The organism is Mesorhizobium sp. WSM4809 (assembly GCF_055811655.1).
Window position 1 is genome coordinate 24,748 of sequence record NZ_JBVVQW010000015.1, and the last position, 23,187, is coordinate 47,934.

Genomic DNA, 23,187 nt, shown 5'->3' on the forward strand with positions numbered 1-23,187 from the left:
GTTTTCACGCCGTGCCGCTAACACTTACGACAAAGCCGCCTTGGGCACGTTCCGGGCGGCTTCTTGCCAGCTTTGTCGCGGGTGTCCTCGGGCTCGGGCCGTTCTTGATGCGCGTTATATCATGCATCGCCATGGAGCATAATCTGTGGCTTGTCCTGCTGGCGGCGCTGATGTGCGTCACCGGCTGCTGGGTGACGATCGGCCTCTTCGACCGTTCGAGGAAAACCACCGGCGTGCAGATGAAGGGCTGGCTGTTCCTGACCGCGGTTGCCGCCGGCTCGTCGATCTGGTGCACCCATTTCATCGCCATGCTGGCCTACCAGCCCGGCGCGCCGATCACCTTCGATCCGGTCCTGACCATGGCATCCCTGGTCATCGCCATCATCGGCACCGGGCTGGGCTTCACCCTCGCATCCGGCAAGAGCCGGCGCCTGGCTCCGGAATGGGGCGGCATCGTCGTTGGCCTGGCGATCTCGGCCATGCACTACACCGGCATGATGGCTTATCACGTTGCCGGCATCGTCGAATGGGACGGCTCCTATGTCGTGGCCTCACTGGTCATCTCGGCGGTGTTCTCCGCCTTGGCCGTCGGCCATGCCGTGCGCCGGCCATACGGCTGGTCGCATTATCTCGCTATCGGGCTGCTGGTGCTGGCGATCGTCGGCCTGCATTTCACGGCTATGGCCGCGGTGGCGGTGACGCCGCTGTCCTTCATCAGCACAGGCACCAATCCCGATATTTTGGTGGCAATGGCGGTCGCCGTCGCCGTGGTCGGCCTGATCGTCGCGGCCACCGGCTTCGCCAGCTATCTGATCGATGAGCGTGGCCGTCTGGAGAGTTTCGAGCGGCTTCAGCATCTCGCCCTCAACGACGCCCTTACCGGCCTTCCCAACCGGGTTTCCTTTAACGACCGCCTCGACCATGAGATCGACCGGGCATGCGAGGGCGAGGACACAATGACGGCGGTCATCGTCATCGATCTCGACCGCTTCAAGGAGATCAATGACCTCAGGGGGCATGCGGCCGGCGACCAGGCGCTCAAGATCGTCGCCCGCAGGCTGTCGAGACTCATCGGCGAGGGCGAATTCGTCGCCCGGCTCGGCGGTGACGAGTTCGCCGCGATCAAGCGCTTCAAGGATCAGAAGGACCTTCTCGGGCTGGTCTCGCGGCTGGAGAAGTCGCTGTTCGAGCCGTTGCGGCTCGACGATTTCGAAATCGCCGCGGGCGCCAGCATCGGCGTCGCGGTCTATCCACGCGACGGAGCCGACCGCGAGCGGCTGGTCAGCAATGCCGATCTTGCCATGTACCGGGCGAAGAACGACGTCACGCGAGCCGTCTGCTTCTACGAATCCGCCATGGACGAGACGGCGCGGGCGCGCCGTGCCTTGGCCTCCGACCTTCGCCAGGCGATCGACCGCGGCGAGCTTTCGCTGCACTATCAGGTGCAGACCTCGGTCCCGACCGGCGCCACCTGCGGCTACGAGGCGCTGCTGCGCTGGACCCATCCCGTGCACGGCATGATCCCGCCCGCTGAATTTATCCCGATTGCCGAAGAGAACGGCTCGATCATGGCGATCGGCGAATGGGTGCTGCGGACCGCGTGCCGGCAGGCGGCCTCGTGGGGCAATGGCCACAAGATTGCGGTCAATCTGTCACCGGTACAGTTCGCCCATGCCGATCTCGCCAAGCTCATCCATCAAATCCTGATCGAGACCGGACTGTCGCCGAAACGGCTGGAACTGGAGTTGACCGAATCGACGATCGTCGCCGACAAGGTGCGCACGCTGCATGTCCTGCGCCAGATCAAGGCGCTGGGGGTGACGATCGCGATCGACGATTTCGGCACCGGCTATTCATCGCTCGATACGCTGCGCTCGTTTCCCTTCGACAAGATCAAACTCGACCGCTCGTTCATGGCTGACGTCGAGCGAAGCCCGCAGGCCAAGGCCATCATCCGGGCGGTGCTGACGCTGGGCCGCAGCCTCGACATTCCGGTGCTTGCCGAAGGCGTCGAGACGCATGTCCAGCTCACCATCCTGCAGGTCGAAGGCTGCAACGAGGCGCAAGGCTATTTCCTCGGCCGGCCCAAGCCGATCGACCAGATCACCGGGGACGCCGATGTTCGCAACGATCAACTCGTCGCGGAGGAGCCGGCGAGGATGCGGCTGAGCAGGCAGGCATAGGACGCCGCGGCCGGCCGTCCAGCGAATGCCTTGCGGACGCCTTCTGGATCGACATCGGGTGGCTGCTGTGTCTGGCATCGTCATGGCGCATCCTGTATAGGCCTCCCAATTCCCTGGGGCCGCTCATGTCGTTCATTCCAGACACCGCCACGCTGATCCAGTTCGCCATTGCCACGGTCATCCTGGCGATCACGCCGGGTCCGGACATGACGCTGTTCGTCTCGCGCACGCTCCACCAGGGCCGTGCCACCGGCTTTGCCTCGATGGCCGGCGCGCTGTGCGGCACGCTGATCCACACCACGCTGGTGGTTGTCGGTGTCTCGGCGCTGATCGTCGCCTCGCCGATGGCTTTCTTCGTGCTGAAGATCTTCGGCGCGGGCTATCTCGTCTTCCTGGCCTGGCAGGCAATCACCAGGGGCTCGGCCTTTTCGCCGGAGAAGAAGACAGGCCCCGAGATTTCGCTGTTGCGCAGCTGGGCGGCGGGCCTTGGCGTCAATCTGCTCAATCCGAAGATCATCCTGTTCTTCATGACCTTCCTGCCGCAGTTCGTCTCCGCGCATGATCCGAACGCACCGGGAAAGCTGTTTTTCCTTGGGCTGATGTTCATCGTGCTGTCGGTGCCGGTGACGGTACCGATGGTGCTGGCGGCGGAAAAGTTTTCGGCGGCGATGAAGGCCAGCCCGCGCGTCACGCGGGTGGTCGACTATCTGTTTGCCGGCGTGTTCTCCGCCTTCGCCCTCAAGATCCTGACGGCCCAGGCGAAGTAGGCGCCGTCATCCTGTCTGGCCATCCTCTTTTGATCCTGGTTCGCCTTGCCACCAGCTTGCGGCCCACCGCCCGGCGCTGAGCCAGTAAAAGATACCACCGACCATGCCGCTGCCGATCACGGCCATGATGGCGCTGGTGTCCCTGACGGCGAAGGCGGTGTCACCGCTGTGGTCGGCAAGCCCGAGGAAAACACCGGCAACCACCGCGCCCGCCAGCGCATAGAACAGCCAGTCGCGCCGGCCGAGGATTTCGGCAAGCAGGATGACGACAGAGGCCGGCATCAGGGCGAAATAGGCGACGAACAGGGCGGCGAAGGGAATTGAGAAATACAGGGAAGCCGTCGCCGTCGGATGCGCATGCTCCGGCGTGTAGCCGAGCGATGCCAGCAACAGGATATTGAGGAAGGCGCTCGCCGCCAGCGAGGCGACGGCATAGCCGAACAGGATGACGGTGAAACGGACGAGGTAGCCGACGAGACGCGCCATCAATCCCGGCCCAGAGTCTGTCGCGTGCCGGATCTGCGTCCAGCCAGAAGCCAGTAGACCGAACCGGCGGCGATGCCGGCGGTGGCGAGAAAACCCAGAAAGCCCGGATTGAAGACAAAGCTGCTGGCCGAGCGCGGCATGGATACGCCAAAGGCGATGGACGTGATCGCACCCGTGGCGGCGAAGTAGAACCATCCCCGCAGCGAAAACCGTTCGGCGACGAAGAGCGCCGGACCGACGATCAACAGCGCGCCGATCATCACGGTCAACACGGCGAGCGGGAACGAGCCCAGCCAGTCGAAGGCGAAAATGATGGACCAGTTGCCGTCTTCGATGCCTTCCAGAAGAGCGATCAGCAGCACCGGCACCAGGATCGAAGTCAGCACCGCGGCGACATAGCCGACCGCCATGATGGCGAAGCGTCTTAGCCAGGCGACGGGGCGGCTCACGCCTCGCCGTGCCCCGCTATCATCATCGCTTCCAGCGCCAGCCGGTCGACCTTGCGCATGCGCTCGGAGTCGGATTTGAGCTGGCCGCAGGCGGCGAGGATGTCGCGGCCGCGCGGCGTGCGGATCGGCGAGGCATAGCCGGCATTGTTGATGTAATCGGCGAATTTCTCGATCGTCTCCCAGTCCGAGCACTGATAGTTGGTGCCCGGCCACGGATTGAACGGGATCAAATTGATCTTGGCCGGAATGCCCTTGAGCAGCTTGATCAGGCCCTTGGCGTCCTCGATGGAATCGTTGACGTCCTTCAGCATCACATATTCGAAGGTGATGCGCCTGGCGTTCGACAGGCCGGGATAGGCGCGGCAGGCGGCGATCAGCTCCTTCAGCGGATACTTCTTGTTGATCGGCACAAGCAGGTCGCGCAGATCGTCATTGGTGGCATGCAGCGAGATCGCCAGCATGACGCCGATCTCCTCGCCGGTGCGGAAGATTTCCGGCACGACGCCGGAGGTCGATAGCGTGATGCGGCGCTTCGACAAGGAAAGGCCGTCACCGTCGGAAGCGATCAGCAGCGCCTTCTTGACCGCTTCGAAATTGTAAAGCGGTTCGCCCATTCCCATCATGACGATGTTGGACACTTTGCGGCCCTCGGCCGGCACGATGGCGCCGTCGGGCGTGTCGCGGTCGGGAAAATCGCCGAGCCGGTCGCGGGCGGTGAGCAACTGGGCGAGGATCTCCTCAGCCGTCAGATTGCGCACCAGCTTCTGCGTGCCGGTGTGGCAAAACGAGCAGGTCAGCGTGCAGCCCACCTGCGAGGAGATGCACAGCGTGCCGCGACCCTCTTCGGGGATGTAGACCGTCTCGATCTCGACCGGCCGGCCGGCGCCGCGCGGCGGAAAGCGGAACAGCCACTTTCGCGTGCCGTCGGCGGAAATCTGCTCCTCGACGATCTCGGGCCTGGCGACGGTGAAGTGCTTGTCCAGCTCGGCGCGCAGATCCTTGGAAATGTTGAACATGCCGGCGAAATCGGAGACGCCGCGCACATACATCCAGTGCCAAAGCTGCTGGGCGCGCATTTTCGCCTGGCGCTCGGGCACAGTGCCTGATGCAACCAGAGCCTCGGCGAGTTCGACCCGCGTCAGGCCGATCAGCGACGGCTTTTCGGGCTGTGCCGCGCGGGCGCGCAACGCGTCGCGGGCGCCGTCAGTGGTGAGATCGAATGAAAGGGTCATGGTTGCACTGATATAAGCGGTTTGCGGCCGATTTCACGCATCGTGCCGGAAAGGAAGCGCGGCGCATAGCACAGGTTGAGGGCAGAGTCATGGGTTGTGCCGGTTTAACCTCTGGCCTGCACGTGTTAGGGCTCGATACTCCCCGCTCGAGGACAGACATGGCCGGCACATCGCGAAGATATCCCATGCTGCGGCGTTCGCGCGCGATGTGGGGCTCACGGCGGGTGTGGCAGCCGCGCCTGGTGTTCTGGGCCGGGGCGCTTGGCATCGGTGTGATCAGCGTGCTGTTCGCGGTGCTGGCGGACAGGGCGCAGGAACTGTTTCACCTGATGACAGGAGACGCAGGCGGCTGGCGTTTCTATCTGCCGCTTGCCGTTACGCCGTTGGGTTTCGTGCTGTGCGCCTGGCTTGCCCACACCTTCTTTCCCGGCTCGCAAGGCAGCGGCATTCCGCAGGCGATCGCCGCCCGCCATCTTCGCGACGACGAGGACCGAAGTCATATCCTGTCCCTCAAGCTGGTGGTCGGCAAAATCATGCTCACCATCGTCGGCCTGTTCTGCGGCGCCTCGATCGGCCGCGAGGGTCCGACCGTGCAGGTCGGCGCGTCGCTGATGCTGCAGGCGGCACGCTGGGGCGGCATGGTGCAGGCCCGGGGTCTGATCCTGGCCGGGTCGGCCGCCGGGATCGCCGCCGCCTTCAACACGCCGCTGGCCGGCATCGTCGTCGCCATCGAGGAAATGGGCCGCACCTATGAGGCACGCACCAATGGGCTGGTGCTGACGGCGGTGATCCTGGCCGGCCTCGCCTCGCTCGGCCTGCTCGGCAACTACACCTATTTCGGCGTCGCCAAAGACACCATCTCGTTTGCCGCCGAGTGGCCGCTGGTGATCGCCTGCGGCGTCATCGGCGGCGGGCTCGGCGCGCTGTTTTCGCTGCTGGCGTTGAATGTGACACGCCGGATCCGGCGCTGGAACACTGGCCAGCCTTTGCGGCGCGCCTTGCTGGTCGCGGCCGTCTGCGGGCTGCTGGTTGCAGTGATCGGCATCGCCTCGGGCGGGCCGACCTTCGGCACCGGCTACATGCAGGCACGGGGCGCCGTCGAAGGCACGCCGCTGCCGTGGTTCTTCTTTGCCGAAAAGTTCCTGGCGGGACTGCTGTCGATGATCTCGGGCATTCCGGGCGGCATCTTCGCGCCCTCGCTGGCGGTCGGCGCCGGCATCGGCAGTTCGCTCGGCCTCCTCTTCGGCGCCAGCACGGGGGCTGCGGCACTGCTCGGCATGGCCGGCTACTTCGCCGGCGTGGTGCAGGCGCCGATGACGGCCTTCGTCATCATCCTGGAGATGACCGGCAATCACGACAATGTCATCGCGCTGATGCTGGCCTCGATGCTGGGCTATGGCACGGCGCGCATGATCTCGCACGAGCCGCTCTACCACGCGCTGTCGCGCGTCTTCATCGCCGAGGCGATCCGGCGGCGGCGGGCGGAGGCCGGGCCGGGATCGGCGCAAGGCTGAAAGCAAAAGGCCGGGCTTCGCGGCCCGGCCTTTCATTCAAAGCGAAGTGAGTGCTTGCACTCCTTGCCTATTTGCACTTGGCAATCGACGTCAGCGCCGCCGAAATACCTTTCAGCGAAAAGACATAGGAGGTGGGATTGCCGCGGCCGGACTTCGCCGTCACCTTCATGTCGGTGCCGGTCTTCATGGCGGCGATCAGCACCGGCTCCTCGGCGGCATTCTCGACCCAGGCCGATTTGCCGCGGGTGAACATCGAAAACGTCTTCTTGTCGATGGTCACGGTGGCCTTGGAGCCGTCCTGGAAATTGTAGCCGGCAATGAATTGCGGCTCGTAGGACACTTGCTGGCCGGGCCGCTGGCTGACGAAGAAGAACATGTCGCCATGATCGAGCGTAGGCGGCTGCTTGTCGGTCGGCACCGTCAGGACATAGCAGACCTTGCCGCCCGATGCCTGGTAGCTGTAGGTGCCCCAGGCATTGTGCTGGCCGATCTTGGTCGCCGACTGCGCCAGCGCCGGCGCTGCCACGGCCACCAGGACCAGGCTCGAAACTAGTGCAATCAATCCGCGCATCGCTTTTCCCGTATTCCAAATGGTGCGGAGGCAGGCCGGCTTGGCGTCCTGCCCGTCGCTTCATTTTGATTTAATCTGGGTTACCAAACGGTGAATTTCCGAAGAGAAAAGGATTCTTACCCGAGGAAACCGCCGCCATTCCCGCGCCGCCGCCTTGCGAGCGGCTGGCGCGACATCCCTTTGGCGACTTGGAGGCCACGAAAGCGGCAAGAGTTTGACTTTTTACGCTGCCGCAGAAAGCCGGCTTCAACGGCGTTCCGTGCGCGAGTTCAGCCCTTGTCGGCCATGGCGTCCCTGGCGGCCTGCCGGTGCGCAGTGGTGATGTGGGCACTGACGGCGGTGATCGCGGCGGTGAGCACGGCGATGTCGTCGGTGAAGCCAAGCCCGAAGACGAAGTCGGGGATGACATCCACCGGCAGCACGAAATAACCGAGCGCCGCGAGCAGAATGCCTTTGGCGCGCAGCGGGGTGTTCTTGTCCATGGCGCAGTAGTAGGCGGCCACGACCTCTTCCATGTAGGGGATCTGCCGCGCGGCCTTCTTGGCTGTGCGCCAGAATTTCTCGCGCACTTCGCTCTCGTTTGCCAGCTTGCCGCCAAAGCCGAAGAAATCAAAACCGGATTGTTGCGCCATCAGTGTCTCCTTGCGAGCGCCCATGCGCATCCGGCGCATGCCCGCGGGGGAAAATGTGGTGAAACCCGACCCCGGCTACAAGATGCCGGTGCCGATTTGGGCTTGTCGAGGCGATACCAGGCCTCAGGCGCCGGCAAAACGGTTCATTTTCTTGGCCAGATCGATATCGAGCGCGGTGACGCCGCCGGCGTCGTGAGTGTTCAGCGTCACATCGACGGTCTTGTAGACATTCGACCAGTCGGGATGATGGTCCATCGTCTCGGCGGCAAGCGCGACGCGGGTCATGAAGGCGAAAGCCTCGGAGAAATTCGCGAAGGTGAATGTGCGCTTGATGGAAGCGCCGTCTTCCGCCAGCGCCCAGCCGTCAAGACCGGTCAATGCGGCTTCAGCGGCTTGCCTGCCCAGTTTCTCTCTCGCCATGTCCATATCCTGTGCTATTCGAAAACGAGCCCTTACCATAGCGACGGATCGATGAGCGCGAAGCCCATAAACTCCATTCTCTTCGTCTGCCTCGGCAATATCTGCCGGTCGCCGCTGGCGGAAGGTGTCTTCCGCGCCGTTTGGGCCGAGCGCGGATCGGCCCGGGATATCCTGCTCGATTCAGCGGGAACCAGTGACTGGGAAGCCGGCTCTGCCCCCGATCGACGCGCGATCGCGATCGCGGTGCGGCACGGCGTCGACATTTCAGGACAGAGGGCGCGCAAGGTCACGCCGCAGGACCTCCACCGTTTCGACCTGATCCTCGGCATGGACCGGTCGAATGTCGCCGACCTGAAGGCGCTGGCGCCGGCAGCCGTGCAGGACCGCATCCATCTGTTCCTGGAGTTCGCGCAGGGAAAGGCACGCGACGTGCCGGATCCTTATCATGACGAGGCAGAAGCCTTCGCTTCCGCCTATCGCATGATCCGCGAGGCGTCGGAGGCGCTGGCGACAAGGCTGGACGCGCGGGCGTCCGTGCCTGACAGCGGCCAGGCTTCCTCGACGATGTAGGGTCCACCGCCGACCGAATCGCGCGACGACATCAGCACGAAACGGCCGACGCGGAATGGCAGCGTCGAGAAATTGCCGCGCGCCGACAGATATTGGGCGACGTCCAGCGGGGTAGAATTGCGTAAGCGTGCCAGCGTGACATGCGGCATGAACTTGCGGGGATCGGCCGGGATGCCGAGCCGCTGGCAGATGCGGTCGATCTCGCCCTGAAGGGCGGCCAGACCGGGCGAGGCGGAAGCGCCTGCCCACACCGCATGCGGCTTCTTCTGGCCGAAAGCGCCGACGCCGGACAGCGCCAGCGAGAAGGAAGGGCGGTGGACGCGGTCGAGCGCGTTGGCGATCTCGTCGGCGATATGGCCGGGGACATCGCCGATGAAGCGCAGCGTCAGATGGTAGTTTTCGACATCGATCCAGCGGGCTCCCGGCAAGCCCCCCCGCAGCAGGGACAGCGAAAGGGCGGCGTCACGCGGAATTTCGAGGGCGGTGAAAAGACGCGGCATGAAGAGCCTCCCTTCCTCGAATCGAACTGTCATCCCCAGCGAATCATCGATAGTCAAACGGAGCAAGAGGTTTGTTGGCCACAGTCCCTGTTAAAAGCTCGCCGGGCGGAAACAGTTCCAATCCGCTAGGAATCGCCCGGCACTGCCGCGATCACCTTCTCGACCGTCGGCAGGATGCGTTCGACTATCTGGTCGACGCCTTCAACGCTCGGATGCAGGCCGTCCTCAAGTTGCATGCCGGGCTGGCCGGCGACGCCGTCGAGAAAGAACGGGTAGAGCACGACGTCGTATTTCTTCGCCAGGTCCGGAAAAATGGCGTCGAACGCATTCTGGTAGTCGGGGCCGAGATTGGGTGCGGCACGCATGCCGGCCAGAAGCACGGCAATCTTGCGCTGCTTCAGCTTGCTCAGCATCTCGTCGAGGTTCTTCCTGGTGATGTCGGGCGAAACGCCGCGCAGCATGTCGTTGGCGCCGAGTTCGAGGATGACCAGTTGCGTGCCGTCGGGCACCGACCAGTCGAGCCGCGCCAGGCCACCGCTCGTCGTGTCGCCGGAAACGCCGGCATTGGCGACGCTCACATCATGGCCTTTGGCGCGAAGGGCGGCCTGCAGCCTGTCGGTAAAGCCCTGGTCAGGCCCAAGGCCATAGCCCGCCGTCAGGCTGTCGCCGAAGCCGACGATTTTGAACGGCTCGGCACGCGCTGACGGCATGGCGCCGCAAATGGCGAGGAAAACCATGAGGCCTGCGGCAATACTGCGTTTGAAAGACATGCGGCAGGCCCCATATGAGCTAGGAATTCTTCAGTCGATGGCTTCCGGCAAGCAGAGCCTTCCCAGATTATAGGACGATTTCATTTTGACAGAAGCCGTCGTCGCGCTGAAAGATGTATTCCTGACCCTTGGCGAGGGCGCTTCATCGGTCCATGTGCTGAAGGGTGTCAGCCTTGATGTGGCGACCGGCGAGGCGACCGGCATCGTCGGGCCTTCGGGTTCCGGCAAGTCGACATTGCTGATGGTCCTGGCAGGCCTGGAAAGGGTCGATTCGGGTACGGTCCGAATCGCTGGTGAGTTGCTCAACGGCAAAAGCGAGGACCAGATTGCTTCGTTTCGAGGCCGAAACATTGGCATCGTGTTCCAGTCCTTTCATCTCATTCCCAACATGACGGCGCTCGAAAATGTCGCGGTGCCGCTGGAACTGGCCGGCCATGCCGATCCGTTTTCGGTGGCGGCGCGCGAGCTGGCGGCGGTTGGCCTCAGCGACCGCGTCACCCACTATCCCGGCGAATTGTCGGGCGGCGAGCAGCAGCGCGTGGCGATCGCCCGCGCATTGGCGCCATCGCCGCGCATCTTGATCGCCGACGAGCCGACCGGCAATCTCGACCAGGCGACCGGGCGGCAGGTCGCCGACCTCCTGTTTGCCAAAGCGGCCGGGCGCGGCATGACGCTGGTGCTGGTGACCCATGATCCGGCGCTCGCGGCACGCTGTTCGCGCCAGGTATCGATGCGCTCGGGCCGGATCGAGGCGCCGGCGCCTGTCAAGGTGACGGCCTGATGCCGCTGTCCCGGACGTTGAGGCTCGCGGTCCGCTTCTCGTTGCGCGAGATGCGCGGCGGCCTGTCCGGCTTCCTGATCTTTCTCGCCTGCATCGCGCTCGGCGTCGCGGCCATCGGCGGCGTCAACTCGGTGGCGCGTTCGATCACCGCCGGTGTCGCCAATCAGGGCCAGACGCTGCTGGGCGGCGACCTTCGCTTCGAGATCAACCAGCGTGACGCCAGCCAGGCGGAGCGCAGCTTCCTTGACGGGCTCGGCACAGTTTCCCGGACCGCCAGCATGCGTTCGATGGCGCGTCTGGCCGACGGATCCGACCAGGCGCTGGTCGAGGCCAAGGCGGTCGACCATGCCTATCCTCTCTATGGCACGCTGGAGACCGAGCCGGCACTCTCGAAACAGGAACTGTTCGGCGAAGAGTTCGGCGTCTTCGGTGCGGCGGCACCCGACCTTCTGTTCGAGCGGCTGCACGTCAAGATCGGCGACCGGCTGAAGCTTGGTACCGCCACTTTCGAACTGCGCGCCAGGCTGGTCGCCGAACCGGACGCCGTGTCCGACGGTTTCGGCTTCGCGCCAAGGCTGATGATCTCGACGGACGGGCTGGCGGCCACTGGACTGATCCAGCCGGGCAGCCTGGTCGAGAATGCCTACAAGATCCGCCTACCGGCAGACGCCGACGAGGCGCGACTGAAGGGCATCCAGGACCAGGCGGCCACGGATTTCCCCGAAGCAGGCTGGTCGATCCGCACACGCAGCAACGCGGCGCCCGCGCTGTCGTCCAACATTGAACGTTTCTCTCAGTTCCTGACCCTGGTCGGGCTGACGGCGCTGGTGGTCGGCGGTGTGGGCGTCGCCAATGCGGTGCGCGCCTATCTCGACGGCAAGCGCGGCGTGATCGCCACCTTCAAGAGCCTGGGCGCTTCGGGCGGCTTCGTCTTTGCCGTCTATCTGGTGCAGATCCTGATCATTGCCGCATTGGGTATCGTGCTGGGCCTTGTGCTCGGCGCGCTGATGCCGTTCGCAGCGAGTGCGGCCTTGCAATCCGTCATTCCGGTGCCGGCCGCAGGCGGCTTCTATCCCGGCGCGCTCGGCATGGCGGCGCTGTTCGGCCTGCTGGTGACGTTGGCTTTCGCGCTGCTGCCGCTCGGCCGCGCCCGCGATGTGCCGGCAGCCGCGCTGTTTCGCGAGATGGGGCTGGAAGGCCGCGGCTTGCCGCGCCCCGCCTATGTCGCGGCGGCCATAGGCATCGCGCTGTTGCTGGCGGCGCTGGCCATTCTGTTTTCCGGCGACCAGCGCATCGCCTCGATCTTTGTCGGCGCTACCGTCTTCGCCTTCCTAGTGCTGCGCGTGGTCGGCGCACTGGTGCAATGGGCGGCCAGGAAGAGCCCGCGCGTGCGCTTCGTGGCGCTCAGGCTCGCTATCGGCAACATCCATCGGCCAGGCGCGCTGACGCCATCGGTGGTGCTGTCCTTGGGGCTCGGCCTGACGCTGCTGGTGACGCTGGCGCTAATCGACGGCAATCTCAGGCGGCAGATCTCCGGCAGCCTGCCGGAACGGGCGCCGAACTTCTTCTTCGTCGACATCCAGAGCGCCGATGTCGCGTCTTTCTCGGCGCTGATCGGCAAGGAGGCGCCGCAGGGCGTACTGGCCAAGGTGCCGATGCTGCGCGGCCGGGTGATGGCGCTGAACGGTATCGATGTCGACAAGGTGAAGGTGCCGGCGGAAGGCGCCTGGGTGCTGAGGGGCGACCGCGGCCTGACCTACGACACCAGGCAGCCGCAGAACGCGACGTTGACCGAGGGCAGTTGGTGGCCCGAAGATTACAGCGGCGAGCCGCTGGTTTCGTTTTCGGCGCAAGAAGGCAAGGAGATCGGGCTGAAGCTCGGCGATACCATCGCCGTCAACGTGCTCGGACGCAATGTCACCGCCAGGATCGCCAATTTCCGCCAGGTCGAGTGGGAGACGATGGGCATCAATTTCGTCATGGTGTTCTCGCCCAACACATTCGCGGGCGCCCCGCATGGCTGGATGGCGACGCTGACCGAAAAGAGTACCTCGACGGCCGACGACGCCCGCATCCTCAACGCCGTCACCCGCGCCTTCCCGGCGGTGACGACGGTGCGGGTCAAGGACGCGCTCGATGTCGTCAACCGGCTGGTCGGACAGCTCGGCTCGGCGATCCGGGCCGCGGCCGGCGTGGCGCTGATCGCTTCGGTGCTGGTGCTGGCCGGTGCGCTCGCCGCCGGCAACCGGGCGCGCATCCATGATGCGGTGGTGCTGAAGACGCTGGGGGCGACACGCACGACGCTGATATCGGCCTTCTCGCTCGAATACATGCTGATCGGACTGGCCACCGCCATCTTCGCGCTGGCGGCGGGCAGTGCGGCGGCCTGGTTCGTCGTCGCGCGCATCATGACATTGCCGTCGCATTTCATGCCCGAGGTGGCAGTGGCGACCATTCTGTTTTCGCTGGTGATCACGGTCGGCATTGGTCTTGCCGGCACCTGGCGGGTGCTCGGCCACAAGGCAGCGCCGGTGCTGCGCAATTTGTGACGACAGGCCCGGAAATGGGCATGCTGGATTAAATCTTGGTAAGAAAGCCCTCCGAAAAGCCGAGGAATCGGCACTTCGCCCTCTCACGAACCGTTACATCCGGTTACGGACTTGTTCTTGACGCGAATAACCATCATATTTCGCCACAGGCATGCTGGAGCCCTGCCAGCGGCGCCTGGGTCCGGAAGGACCTGACACCCGACGGGGCAGAAGCAATAGAGGACTACAATGGCTGATCCCATTCGCAACTACCAGACGCGCGCCGTGCCCGGCGTCAGCGTCGGTGCCGACATCGATCAGGGCCTGCGCGCCTATATGATCAGGGTCTACAATCTGATGGGGCTTGGCCTCCTCATCACTGGTCTTGCCGCGATCGGCACGATCATGCTGGCCACCACCACCGATCCGGCTTCGGCTGTCGCGACGCTGCCAAGCGGCGAGATGCTGACCTCCTTCGGCTACGCGATCTTCGGCTCGCCGCTGCGCTGGGTGGTGATGCTGGCGCCGCTGGCTGCCGTGCTGTTCCTGTCGTTCCGCGTTCAGTCGATGAGCGTTTCGGCGGCGCAGACGACGTTCTGGGTCTATGCTGGTCTCGTCGGCCTGTCGCTGTCTTCGATCTTCCTGGTCTACACCACGGCCAGCATCTCACAGACCTTCTTCGCCACGGCCGCCGCCTTCGGTGCGCTGTCGCTGTTCGGCTACACCACCAAGCGCGACCTGACGGCGATGGGCTCGTTCCTGATCATGGGCGTGTTCGGCATCATCATCGCGTCGGTGATCAATATCTTCCTGCAGTCGTCGGCGCTGTCCTTTGCTGTGTCGGCGATCGGCGTGCTGGTCTTCGCGGGCCTGACCGCCTATGACACGCAGAAGATCAAGGAGATGTATTTCGAGGGCGACACTTCCGACGTCGCCGGCCGCAAGGCGATCATGGGCGCTCTGACGCTCTATCTCGACTTCATCAACCTGTTCATGTTCCTGCTGCAGTTCATGGGCGACCGCCGCTAAAGCGGCATTGGACCATCAACTTCCGGAAGGGCGGCCCAACGGCCGCCCTTTTCTTTTGTCTTGGCCTTTGCTGTTATTGCGAGCAGAGAAACGGCATGCATAAACAATGAGCAATATTGCGATCCGGCCTGCCACGGTGGCCGACCTCGACAGCGTCACGGACATCTATGCCGATGCGGTGACCCAAGGCACGGCGAGCTATGAGCTGGAGCCGCCGAGCCGTGCGGAGATGGGTGTTCGATTCGACAGCCTGACGGCCGGCGGCTTTCCTTACCTGGTGGCGGAGAAGGACGGCGCCGTTCTCGGCTACGCCTATGCCGGCGCCTTCCGGCCACGCCCGGCCTATCGCTTCATCGTCGAGGATTCGGTCTATGTCGCGCCCGAGGCCAAGGGCCAGGGCGTCGGGCTCAAGCTGATGCAAAGCCTGATCGAGGCAGTGACGACGGCGGGCTTTCGCCAGATCATCGCGGTGATCGGCGATGGCCGTCCCGACAGCGCCTCGGTGCGGTTGCACGAAAAGCTCGGCTTTCGCCATTCAGGGCGCCTTGATGGTTCCGGCTACAAGCATGGGCGCTGGCTGGACACGGTGTTCATGCAGCTGTCGCTGAATGGCGGTGCGACGCTGCCGCCCGATCCCGAATCGCTGCCGGAGCGGAAGTTTCGCCTTGGAGGGGATTGAAGAAGGAACTGAAGAATTGGGGAATTGAAGAACTGAAGAACTGAAGAGGAAGGCGATTACATCAGGCGTCGAGTGCCCTTTTCATCAATTCTCCAGTTCTTCAATTCCCCTGCTCTAATTCCCCAGCTCAGGCTTCGACCAGCTTCAGCTTGCTGTCGAACACACCAAGCACGCGGCCGAGTTCCTGGCCGCGCTTCAGGATGCGGCCGCCGGCGGCGATAACGGCAAAAGCGCCCTGCTTGCGGGCCAGTTTCGGATCCTTGACGATCTGGAACAGCGGCACTTCGCTGGTGCGGCGGAATACGGAAAACACAGCGCGATCGGCAAGATGATCGATGGCGTAGTCGCGCCATTCATTGGCGGCGACCATGCGTCCGTAGAGCCTGAGGATCTGGTCCAGCTCGCGGCGGTCGAACCGCACCGGCTGATCGAGACGTTCGCGTCGCGCCTCGTGCAGCGGGATCAATATCGCGGATGCATCCCCATCCCCCGTCCCGCCGCTGTCATCGGTCATGCCTCGATCCTTCAAAATGAATCTTTGCCAACCAAAGTTGGCGTGTTCGCGACTGAATTGCAAGCCCAGCGAACCGAGCCCCGCGCCGCGCTGTTTCCGTTACGTCCAGTCACTTTTATGAAACGCCGTGTTGGAATTGGTGATGTTCCGCCACATTTCTGCCTTTTTTTATCCGCGCTCATGCCCCAATGTCCGACGAATTTACCGGTGTTGCCTGAGACGGTTCGGTCCGGCACCGGCTCGTAAACCCCAAGCCCCCCGCCCACGGGTCTGCGTCGGATCGAACCAACCTCGGTTCTTCTTCGGTAGAACCGGGTGCGACGATCCCAAAACCTAAATGACCGACGTCAGAAGCAAGCTGACGTCGGTTTTTTATTGGGTGAGAAGCGGTTCGCGCAGCGAACGAAAAGCCAATTGCTTGGCTTTTCGAGCTTCGAACGCCCTGAGCCTGCGAAGGGCCGGGCGTGGTTAGTCGATCCACCCTGCCGGGTCCGCGCTGCTTCGCAGCGTCCCGGCGTTCGCCGGCCTTCATCGTGCCACCGGCACGATGAATTCGCCTTCGACGAACCGGCTGCTCGCCCCACAAGGGGAGAAGGAAAGAAGGCCTTAAGGCTTGTGGATGAACGCGGCGCCGAGAATGGGACCGGGCATGCCGTCCTTGCCGACCGACTGCAGCAGCACGGCGCAGCCGCCCTTTTTGGCAATCTCGCTCATCGGCAGTTCGTAGCGTTGTGCCTTGCCATGCCACATGCCGGCGGTCTGTATCCCGGTGACGGCGTTCCAGTAGGTCATCTTGCGGCCGGTGTTCTCGCCCTCGCCGACCTTGACCGTCTGCGGCGGGTCGAAATAGACGATGACGACATGGGCGTCGCTGGGGCCGTTGCCGGCATCGCCAGCGTCGATCGTCACACGGTCGCTGGTGCGGCTGACCTTGACGGCGACGCGCATGCCTTCGCCGCTCTTGGCCATGCGGGCGAGCGCGCCATCGACCTCGCCGCGGCTGGCACCGTTGACGTGGACACGGCCATTGATAACGGCCTGCGGCGTATAGACGGAGCGGCTGCCGAAGGCGCGCATGTAGTCGTATTGCCGCTCGGTGTTCTCCTTGCGGCCCATCGTATCCTGCCAGCCGAGATAGTCCCAATAGTCGACGTGATAGGCGAGCGCGACGATATCTTCCTTGGCGGCAAGTTCGGAGAACAGCGTATCGGCCGGCGGGCAGGAACTGCAGCCTTGGCTGGTGAACAGTTCGACCACGCCCAATGGCCTGTCGATCTGGGGCCTGTCGATCTGGACCCGGTCGGCATGGGCGCGATCAGATTCGCCGGCATGCCCGGCGCCGGCAGACGCCGAGAAGGCCAGCGCAAGAGCTGCCAGCCACAATGATTTTCGCGAGGCCATGGCCATTCCGATTCCCGCCGGTGGTGCCGGCTTTATCTTGATTGCTAAAATATGTGGCAGAAGCGGAAGTCAACGGGAAGTCACGTTGCGGTGAAATTTTGCCATTGCAGCCGACCGCAACCCCGCAATAGGAAGGATCTGCGCTTCAGGATAGAAACCGATTCGGGCGACAATCACGATGTGGCAAACGTTTTTGGCGCCGGTCGACCTCTATTGCGAGCGGACCGGCCCGGAATTCTGGTCCGAGCCAGTCAACGCCCTGACCAACCTCGCCTTCATCGCCGCCGGCCTGTGGGGCGTGCGCGAGGTGCGAAGGCTGGGCACCGGCGCCTTCGCCGAGGTGCTGGCCTGGTGGGTGGTGGCGATCGGCATCGGCTCGACGATCTTCCACACCTTTGCCACCAAGGGCACGGTCTGGGCCGACGTGCTGCCGATCGCCGGCTTCACGCTGGCCTACACGCTGTTCAATCTGCGTCGCTTCCTCGGCATGCGATGGGGCAAAGCCATCGCCATCTTCATCGCCTTCTATGTGATTGCCGGGGCGATAACCCTGGCCGTGCCGGACTGGCTGCGCCAGGCGTCGAACGGCACGACGGGCTATCTGCCGCCGTTCCTGGCGCTCGCCTTCTTCGGTGTCTGGGTGACGGTGAGCGGCAATCGCGCCGGCTGGTATAATCTGGCGGGATCGGCGATCTTCGTCGTGTCCGTCATCTGCCGGATGATCGACCCGGTGATCTGCGGCAGCTTTCCGCTCGGAACGCACTTCCTCTGGCACATCCTCAACGGCGTGATGCTCGGCGTGCTTTTGGCGGCAGCGGCGCGGTTTGGGAAGCCACGGGTAGGGCAGTAGGGCAGTAGGGCAGTAGGGCAGTAGGGCAGTAGGGTGCTCTATTCCCTACTCCCTTACTGCCCTACTGCCCTATTCCCTTACTAAGCCGCCAGATCGCGCAGCACGTATTGCAGGATGCCGCCGTTCTTGAAGTAATCGAGCTCATCCAGCGTATCGATGCGGCAGATGATCGGCACATTTTTCACCGTGCCGTCGCCATAGGTGACCTTGGCGATCATCGTCTGGCGCGGTTTGATGGTGCTCAAGCCGTCGATCTCGACCAGCTCGTCTCCCTTGAGGTTGAGCGATGCCCATGAGGTGCCTTCCTCGAAGACGAAGGGAATGACGCCCATGCCGACCAGGTTCGAGCGATGGATGCGCTCGAATGACTGGGCGATGACCGCGCGGACACCAAGGAGATTGGTTCCCTTGGCTGCCCAGTCGCGCGACGAGCCGTTGCCGTATTCGACGCCGGCGAAGACAACCAGCGGCACGCCTTCCCTTTTGTATTCCATCGCCGCGTCGTAGATCGATTCCTCTTCCTTGGACGGGTAGTGGATGGTGTAGCCGCCCTCGCGGCCATTCTCGCCCAGCATGTGGTTGCGGATACGGATGTTGGCGAAGGTGCCGCGCATCATCACCTCGTGGTTGCCGCGCCGCGTGCCGTACTGGTTGAAGTCGGCGACGCCGACGCCGTGGTCGGTGAGGTATTTGCCGGCCGGCGAGGCCGCCTTGATCGATCCGGCCGGCGAAATGTGGTCGGTGGTTATCTTGTCGCCGAACAGGCCGAGCACGCGGGCGCCCTTGATGTCGCCGATCTTGCCGAAACCTGCCGTCATGCCGGCGAAATAGGGCGGGTTCTGCACATAGGTCGAGTTGTCGTCCCACGCATAGGTCTGGCCTTCCGGCGCCTTGACGTTCTGCCAGTACTCGTCGCCCTTGAAGACGTCGGCATATTTGCGGGCGAACAGCTCGCGGGTGACGTTCTTCTCGATGAACTCCTGGATCTCGGCCGAGCTCGGCCAGATATCCTTGAGGTAGACCGGCTCGCCGTTCTTGTCCTCGCCAAGCGGCTCGGTGGTCAGGTCCTTTGTGACGGTGCCGGCCAGCGCGTGTGCCACGACCAGCGGCGGCGACGCCAGATAGTTGGCCTGCACGTCGGGCGAGACGCGGCCTTCGAAGTTGCGGTTGCCGGACAAGACCGCGGCAGCGATCAGGCCCTTGTCGTTGATGGTCTTCGAGATCGGCGCCGGCAGCGGGCCGGAATTGCCGATGCAGGTGGTGCAGCCGAAGCCGACCAGGTTGAAGCCGATCTGATCGAGTTCCTTCTGCAGGCCGGATTTCTCCAGATACTCGGCCACCACCTGGCTGCCCGGCGCCAGCGAGGTCTTCACCCACGGCTTCTGCTTCAAACCGAGGCGGTTGGCGTTGCGGGCCAGGAGGCCGGCGCCGATCAGCACGCTCGGGTTCGAGGTGTTGGTGCACGAAGTGATGGCGGCAATGACGACATCGCCATGGCCGAGATCATGGTCGGTGCCTTCGACTGCGTAGCGCTTGGAGATCTCGGCGGCCTTCTTGTATTCGGTCTCCATCGCCTTGGCGAAACCTTCCGGAATGCCTTCCAGGGCGACGCGGCCTTCGGGCCGCTTGGGTCCGGCCATCGACGGCACGACGGAGCCAAGTTCCAGCTCGAGCAGATCGGTGAACACAGGATCGGTCGAGCCGGTCTCGCGCCACATTCCTTGAGCCTTGGCATAGGCCTCGACCAGCGCGATGCGGTCCTCGCTGCGGCCGGACATTGTGAGGTAGCGGATGGTTTCCGAGTCGACCGGGAAGAAGCCGCAGGTGGCGCCATATTCGGGCGCCATGTTGCCGATGGTGGCGCGGTCGGCCAGCGTCATGTTGGAGAGGCCGGGGCCGAAGAACTCGACGAACTTGCCGACGACGCCCTTCTTGCGCAGCATCTGGGTGACGGTGAGCACGAGGTCGGTGGCGGTGACGCCTTCTTTGAGCTTGCCGGTGAGGCGGAAGCCGATCACCTCAGGCAGAAGCATGGAGACAGGCTGGCCGAGCATGGCCGCCTCGGCCTCGATGCCGCCGACGCCCCAGCCGAGCACGCCAAGGCCGTTGATCATGGTGGTGTGCGAATCGGTGCCGACGCAGGTGTCGGGATAGGCCGTCGTTTCGCCGTCCTCGGTGTTGGTCCACACCACCTGGCCGAGATATTCGAGGTTGACCTGATGGCAGATGCCGGTGCCCGGCGGCACGACGCGGAAGTTGCGGAACGCCTGCTGGCCCCATTTCAGGAATTTGTAGCGCTCCTCGTTGCGCTCATATTCCAGCTCGACATTGCGGGCGAAGGCCATCGGGCTGCCGAATTCGTCGACGATGACGGAATGGTCGATGACGAGGTCGACTGGCACCAGCGGGTTGATCTTCTGCGGATCGCCGCCGAGCGAGGCCATGGCGTCGCGCATCGCGGCAAGGTCGACCACGGCCGGAACGCCGGTGAAATCCTGCATCAGCACGCGGGCCGGGCGATAGGCGATCTCGACGCCGGCGGTGCCCTTGTCGGTCAGCCAGCCGGCCACCGCCTGGATCGATTCCTTGGTGACGGAGCGGCCGTCTTCGTTGCGCAGCAGGTTTTCCAGCAGCACCTTCATCGAATAGGGCAGCTGCGAGATGCCGGTGAGACCGTTCTTCTCGGCCTCGATGAGGTCGAAATAGGCATACTCCGCGCCGCCTGCGGTCAGCGTGCGGCGGCAATTGAAACTGTCGAGGGATTTTGACACGTGCGATCCTTGTCTGTTCAGCCTGAAAGGGAACGGACGCCGATGGCATGCAATCACGCGCAAAGGTGCGGGTACGGCCATTTCCGCTGTCCGTTCCCAAGCAACCCGAGCCGTTCAAGGCGGCGCGTGCGCTGGTTCGGCGCTAATTCTGTTCCCGTGCCGACCGCTGGCACGGATGCACCGCATATAGAGAATTTTCTGGAATAGTTCTAGACAGTTGGAAAGCAAATTTGTGCGATGCGGCAGCGGCCGCGACACATGGTTTCAGGGCAGGCGAGGAATGCGGCTGATCGCCGAAAATCTGGGCGGCGAGCGAGGCGGCGACGCGGTGTTTTCCGGCATCGGCTTTGTTCTGGAGGAGCGCCAGGCGCTCATCGTCACCGGGCCGAACGGATCGGGCAAGTCGACCCTGCTGCGGGTCATCGCCGGGCTGCTGCCGGCGGCGCAAGGCAGCGTGAGGATCGAGGGTGCCATGGAGATTGAAGACGGGGACGAAGCGTTCCCGTCTGTTGCCTCGGCCTGTCACTACCTTGGCCACCAGAACGCAATGAAGCCGGCGCTCAGCGTGGCGGAGAATTTGCGCTTCTGGCGCGACTTCAACGGCGACGGACAGCTCGGCGTCGAAGAGGCGCTGGAAACGGTCGGGCTCGGCGGCATCGGCCACCTGCCGTTCGGCTATCTGTCGACCGGGCAACGCCGCCGCGCGGCTATCGCGAAACTTATGGTGAGCCACCGGCCATTGTGGTTGCTGGATGAGCCGACAGCGGGGCTGGACAAGGCGTCGGAGGGACGGTTCGCGGGGTTGATGGCGAAGCATTGCGAAGGCGGAGGGATGATTGTCGCGGCGACGCATTTGCCGCTGGGGATCGAGGGGACGGAGTTGAGGATCGGGGGAACTGGTTGATGATGGCGCGCGAGCATCTCAAATCATGCTAGCCCTCTTCCTGCGCGACATCCGCCTCAACATCCGTGCGGGCGGCGGGGCGCTGACCGGGGTCATCTTCTTCCTCGCCGTCATCGCCACCATCCCGTTCGGAGTAGGGCCAGACCTGAAGCTGCTGGCCCGCATCGGACCGGCCATCCTGTGGATCGGCGCGCTGCTGTCCTGCCTGCTCGGGCTCGACCGGTTGTTCCAGGCCGATCGCGAGGATGGCTCGCTCGATCTCCTGGTGCTCGGAAACGACCGCCACATGCTGGCCTTGACGGTGCTGGTGAAATGCCTGGCGCATTGGGCGGGCAGCGTGCTGCCGCTGGTGGTCGCCGCGCCCCTGCTCGGGCTGTTCATGAACATGGAGCCGCTCGGCATCGGCGCCACGGCGCTGACGCTGCTGGTCGGCACCCCGGCAATCACGTTCATCGGCGCCGCCGGTGCTGCGGTGGCAGTGGCGCTGCCGCGTGGCGGGCTGCTGATCTCGGTACTGGTGCTGCCGCTGACCATTCCGGTGCTGATCTTCGGTGTTTCGGCGAGCTATGGGGCGACCGCCAATCCCGATCCGTTTCTGCAGCCCTTCCTCATTCTTGCCGCGCTGACCTTGTTTCTTAGCGTGCTGGGTCCGGTCTCGGCGGCACTGGCGCTGCGTCATGGCACGGATTGACGCAGCGTATGACTGCGGCGCGGCGACCGATTGCGAAGCCGACGGAGCGAGGCTAAGGGAAAGGCATGTCTAGACTGGGCGACATGATCGGCTTGGAAGCCCCCACTTCAGCGAGGCCCGTCGCATGAGCGCGCATGCACTCTACGTGACCGCCGCCTATGGCATTACGGCCGTGGTGCTGGCCGGATTGATCGGCTGGATCCTGCTCGACCAGCGGGCGCGCAAGCGCGAACTCGCCGAACTGGAGGCATCCGGCGTGCGGCGGCGCTCCGACAAGGCCGCAAAGCCATGAGCACCGAAACGGAAACGTCGCCCCCACGCACTCGTCGCCTGTTCGTGCTGTTGCCGCTGCTGATCTTTCTCGGCCTGGCCGGACTGTTCCTGTCGCAGCTGCTGTCGGGGCGCGATGCTTCGGAAGTGCCATCGGCCCTGATCGGCCTGCCTGCGCCGCAAACCAGCCTGCCTGCGCTGGAGGGGTCCAACCTGCCGGGGCTCGATTCGAAAACCTTCGCCGGCAAGGTCACATTGGTCAACGTCTTCGCGTCGTGGTGCGCGCCATGCCGCGAAGAGCACCCGGTGCTTCTGGCGCTGTCGCAGGATAAGCGTTTCACAATGGCGGCGCTGAACTACAAGGACCGGCCGGAAAATGCACGCCGGTTCCTCGGCGATCTCGGCAATCCGTTCCAGGCGATAGGGGTCGACGAAGCGGGCCGCGCGGCGATCGACTGGGGCGTCTACGGCGTGCCGGAGACCTTCGTCATCGGCAAGGACGGCAAGATCGCCTACAAGCATGTCGGCCCGCTGACGCCCGAGACGGCGAGGGATCTCTTGCTGCCACAGATCGACAAGGCGCTGGCGGTTCCGGGTTAGACGGCAGCGCTAGGCCCCCTCATCCGGCCGCTATGCGGCCACCTTCTCCCCGTGGGGGAGAAGAGGGAAGCGGCG

Annotated in this window: 24 protein-coding genes; 13 read left to right on the forward strand and 11 right to left on the reverse strand. The window is 64.1% G+C overall.

Annotated features, from left to right (window positions below):
* Positions 1–107: 107 nt before the first annotated feature.
* Together AC0L24_RS26680 and AC0L24_RS26685 are read left to right on the forward strand one after the other, a co-directional pair.
* Positions 108–2,183: a putative bifunctional diguanylate cyclase/phosphodiesterase gene (locus AC0L24_RS26680; protein WP_127808678.1), complete on the forward strand. Its 2,076-nt coding sequence runs from the start codon at positions 108–110 to the stop codon at positions 2,181–2,183.
* 125 nt (positions 2,184–2,308) lie between these two features.
* Complete coding sequence (locus tag AC0L24_RS26685) at positions 2,309–2,950, forward strand: LysE family translocator (protein WP_127808679.1); 642 nt, start codon at positions 2,309–2,311, stop codon at positions 2,948–2,950.
* 6 nt (positions 2,951–2,956) lie between these two features.
* Here AC0L24_RS26685 and AC0L24_RS26690 read toward each other — a convergent pair whose 3' ends face one another.
* From AC0L24_RS26690 to rlmN, 3 genes are read right to left on the reverse strand one after another with little or no spacing between them, the layout of a single operon-like run.
* A complete protein-coding gene (locus AC0L24_RS26690) occupies positions 2,957–3,436 on the reverse strand; it encodes a hypothetical protein (RefSeq protein WP_127808680.1) in 480 nt (159 codons plus the stop codon).
* Complete coding sequence (locus tag AC0L24_RS26695) at positions 3,436–3,885, reverse strand: hypothetical protein (RefSeq protein WP_127321011.1); 450 nt, start codon at positions 3,883–3,885, stop codon at positions 3,436–3,438. The genes AC0L24_RS26690 and AC0L24_RS26695 overlap by 1 nt, the downstream gene beginning before the upstream one ends.
* A complete protein-coding gene (rlmN, locus tag AC0L24_RS26700) occupies positions 3,882–5,117 on the reverse strand; it encodes a dual-specificity RNA methyltransferase RlmN (RefSeq protein ID WP_127329343.1) in 1,236 nt (411 codons plus the stop codon). The genes AC0L24_RS26695 and rlmN overlap by 4 nt, the downstream gene beginning before the upstream one ends.
* A gap of 158 nt (positions 5,118–5,275) precedes the next feature.
* On the opposite strand from rlmN, the gene AC0L24_RS26705 reads away from it, so the two are divergent.
* Positions 5,276–6,631 (forward strand): chloride channel protein, encoded by a 1,356-nt coding sequence (locus AC0L24_RS26705; protein ID WP_473564365.1) that lies wholly within the window; start codon positions 5,276–5,278, stop codon positions 6,629–6,631.
* Between the two features lie 67 nt (positions 6,632–6,698).
* Here the strand turns inward: AC0L24_RS26705 and AC0L24_RS26710 are convergent, their stop codons facing one another.
* The 3 genes from AC0L24_RS26710 to AC0L24_RS26720 form a co-directional block, all read right to left on the reverse strand.
* Entirely contained in the window at positions 6,699–7,202 is a 504-nt protein-coding gene (locus AC0L24_RS26710; protein WP_127268363.1) for an invasion associated locus B family protein, read from the reverse strand.
* A gap of 269 nt (positions 7,203–7,471) precedes the next feature.
* Entirely contained in the window at positions 7,472–7,834 is a 363-nt protein-coding gene (locus AC0L24_RS26715; RefSeq protein WP_128307367.1) for a YkvA family protein, read from the reverse strand.
* Positions 7,835–7,957: 123 nt separating this feature from the next.
* On the reverse strand, positions 7,958–8,254 hold the full coding sequence (locus AC0L24_RS26720) for a 4a-hydroxytetrahydrobiopterin dehydratase (protein ID WP_023811314.1): 297 nt from the start codon (positions 8,252–8,254) through the stop codon (positions 7,958–7,960).
* A 51-nt stretch (positions 8,255–8,305) separates the two neighbouring features.
* Here AC0L24_RS26720 and AC0L24_RS26725 point away from each other — a divergent pair, with 51 nt between their 5' ends.
* Positions 8,306–8,824 carry a low molecular weight protein-tyrosine-phosphatase gene (locus AC0L24_RS26725; RefSeq protein WP_127268360.1) on the forward strand — a complete coding sequence of 173 codons (519 nt, stop codon included), beginning with the start codon at positions 8,306–8,308 and terminating at the stop codon, positions 8,822–8,824.
* Here AC0L24_RS26725 and thpR read toward each other — a convergent pair.
* Together thpR and AC0L24_RS26735 are read right to left on the reverse strand one after the other, a co-directional pair.
* Positions 8,728–9,324 (reverse strand): RNA 2',3'-cyclic phosphodiesterase, encoded by a 597-nt coding sequence (thpR, locus tag AC0L24_RS26730; protein WP_292680034.1) that lies wholly within the window; start codon positions 9,322–9,324, stop codon positions 8,728–8,730. The genes AC0L24_RS26725 and thpR overlap by 97 nt on opposite strands.
* A gap of 125 nt (positions 9,325–9,449) precedes the next feature.
* Complete coding sequence (locus tag AC0L24_RS26735) at positions 9,450–10,094, reverse strand: arylesterase (RefSeq protein ID WP_127268358.1); 645 nt, start codon at positions 10,092–10,094, stop codon at positions 9,450–9,452.
* Positions 10,095–10,179: 85 nt separating this feature from the next.
* Here AC0L24_RS26735 and AC0L24_RS26740 point away from each other — a divergent pair, with 85 nt between their 5' ends.
* From AC0L24_RS26740 to AC0L24_RS26755, 4 genes are all read left to right on the forward strand, one after another.
* A complete protein-coding gene (locus tag AC0L24_RS26740; RefSeq protein ID WP_128289725.1) occupies positions 10,180–10,875 on the forward strand; it encodes an ABC transporter ATP-binding protein in 696 nt (231 codons plus the stop codon).
* Positions 10,875–13,424: an ABC transporter permease gene (locus AC0L24_RS26745; protein WP_473564368.1), complete on the forward strand. Its 2,550-nt coding sequence runs from the start codon at positions 10,875–10,877 to the stop codon at positions 13,422–13,424. Before AC0L24_RS26740 ends, AC0L24_RS26745 begins: the two co-directional genes overlap by 1 nt.
* Before the next feature lie 228 nt (positions 13,425–13,652).
* On the forward strand, positions 13,653–14,432 hold the full coding sequence (locus tag AC0L24_RS26750; RefSeq protein WP_127271172.1) for a Bax inhibitor-1/YccA family protein: 780 nt from the start codon (positions 13,653–13,655) through the stop codon (positions 14,430–14,432).
* Between the two features lie 106 nt (positions 14,433–14,538).
* Positions 14,539–15,111: a GNAT family N-acetyltransferase gene (locus tag AC0L24_RS26755; RefSeq protein WP_128289723.1), complete on the forward strand. Its 573-nt coding sequence runs from the start codon at positions 14,539–14,541 to the stop codon at positions 15,109–15,111.
* A 127-nt stretch (positions 15,112–15,238) separates the two neighbouring features.
* On the opposite strand, the gene AC0L24_RS26760 is transcribed toward AC0L24_RS26755, so the two are convergent.
* Complete coding sequence (locus tag AC0L24_RS26760) at positions 15,239–15,625, reverse strand: DUF2794 domain-containing protein (RefSeq protein ID WP_127269004.1); 387 nt, start codon at positions 15,623–15,625, stop codon at positions 15,239–15,241.
* Between the two features lie 606 nt (positions 15,626–16,231).
* On the reverse strand, positions 16,232–17,032 hold the full coding sequence (locus AC0L24_RS26765) for a DUF1223 domain-containing protein (RefSeq protein WP_128289722.1): 801 nt from the start codon (positions 17,030–17,032) through the stop codon (positions 16,232–16,234).
* Between the two features lie 172 nt (positions 17,033–17,204).
* On the opposite strand from AC0L24_RS26765, the gene AC0L24_RS26770 reads away from it, so the two are divergent.
* Positions 17,205–17,876 carry a ceramidase domain-containing protein gene (locus tag AC0L24_RS26770; protein WP_128289721.1) on the forward strand — a complete coding sequence of 224 codons (672 nt, stop codon included), beginning with the start codon at positions 17,205–17,207 and terminating at the stop codon, positions 17,874–17,876.
* 80 nt (positions 17,877–17,956) lie between these two features.
* Here the strand turns inward: AC0L24_RS26770 and acnA are convergent, their stop codons facing one another.
* On the reverse strand, positions 17,957–20,647 hold the full coding sequence (gene acnA / locus AC0L24_RS26775; protein WP_473564370.1) for an aconitate hydratase AcnA: 2,691 nt from the start codon (positions 20,645–20,647) through the stop codon (positions 17,957–17,959).
* Between the two features lie 280 nt (positions 20,648–20,927).
* On the opposite strand from acnA, the gene ccmA reads away from it, so the two are divergent.
* The 4 genes from ccmA (at position 20,928) to AC0L24_RS26795 (ending at position 23,112) form a co-directional block, all read left to right on the forward strand.
* Positions 20,928–21,551 carry a heme ABC exporter ATP-binding protein CcmA gene (ccmA, locus tag AC0L24_RS26780; protein ID WP_127808688.1) on the forward strand — a complete coding sequence of 208 codons (624 nt, stop codon included), beginning with the start codon at positions 20,928–20,930 and terminating at the stop codon, positions 21,549–21,551.
* A gap of 25 nt (positions 21,552–21,576) precedes the next feature.
* Positions 21,577–22,242 (forward strand): heme exporter protein CcmB, encoded by a 666-nt coding sequence (ccmB, locus tag AC0L24_RS26785; protein WP_128364031.1) that lies wholly within the window; start codon positions 21,577–21,579, stop codon positions 22,240–22,242.
* A gap of 124 nt (positions 22,243–22,366) precedes the next feature.
* Positions 22,367–22,534, forward strand: coding sequence for a heme exporter protein CcmD (gene ccmD, locus AC0L24_RS26790; RefSeq protein ID WP_127268184.1), 168 nt, complete (start codon positions 22,367–22,369; stop codon positions 22,532–22,534).
* The gene (locus AC0L24_RS26795) at positions 22,531–23,112 is read left to right on the forward strand and encodes a DsbE family thiol:disulfide interchange protein (protein WP_127808690.1); all 582 of its coding nucleotides are present in this window, start codon (positions 22,531–22,533) and stop codon (positions 23,110–23,112) included. The genes ccmD and AC0L24_RS26795 overlap by 4 nt, the downstream gene beginning before the upstream one ends.
* Positions 23,113–23,187 lie beyond the last annotated feature (75 nt).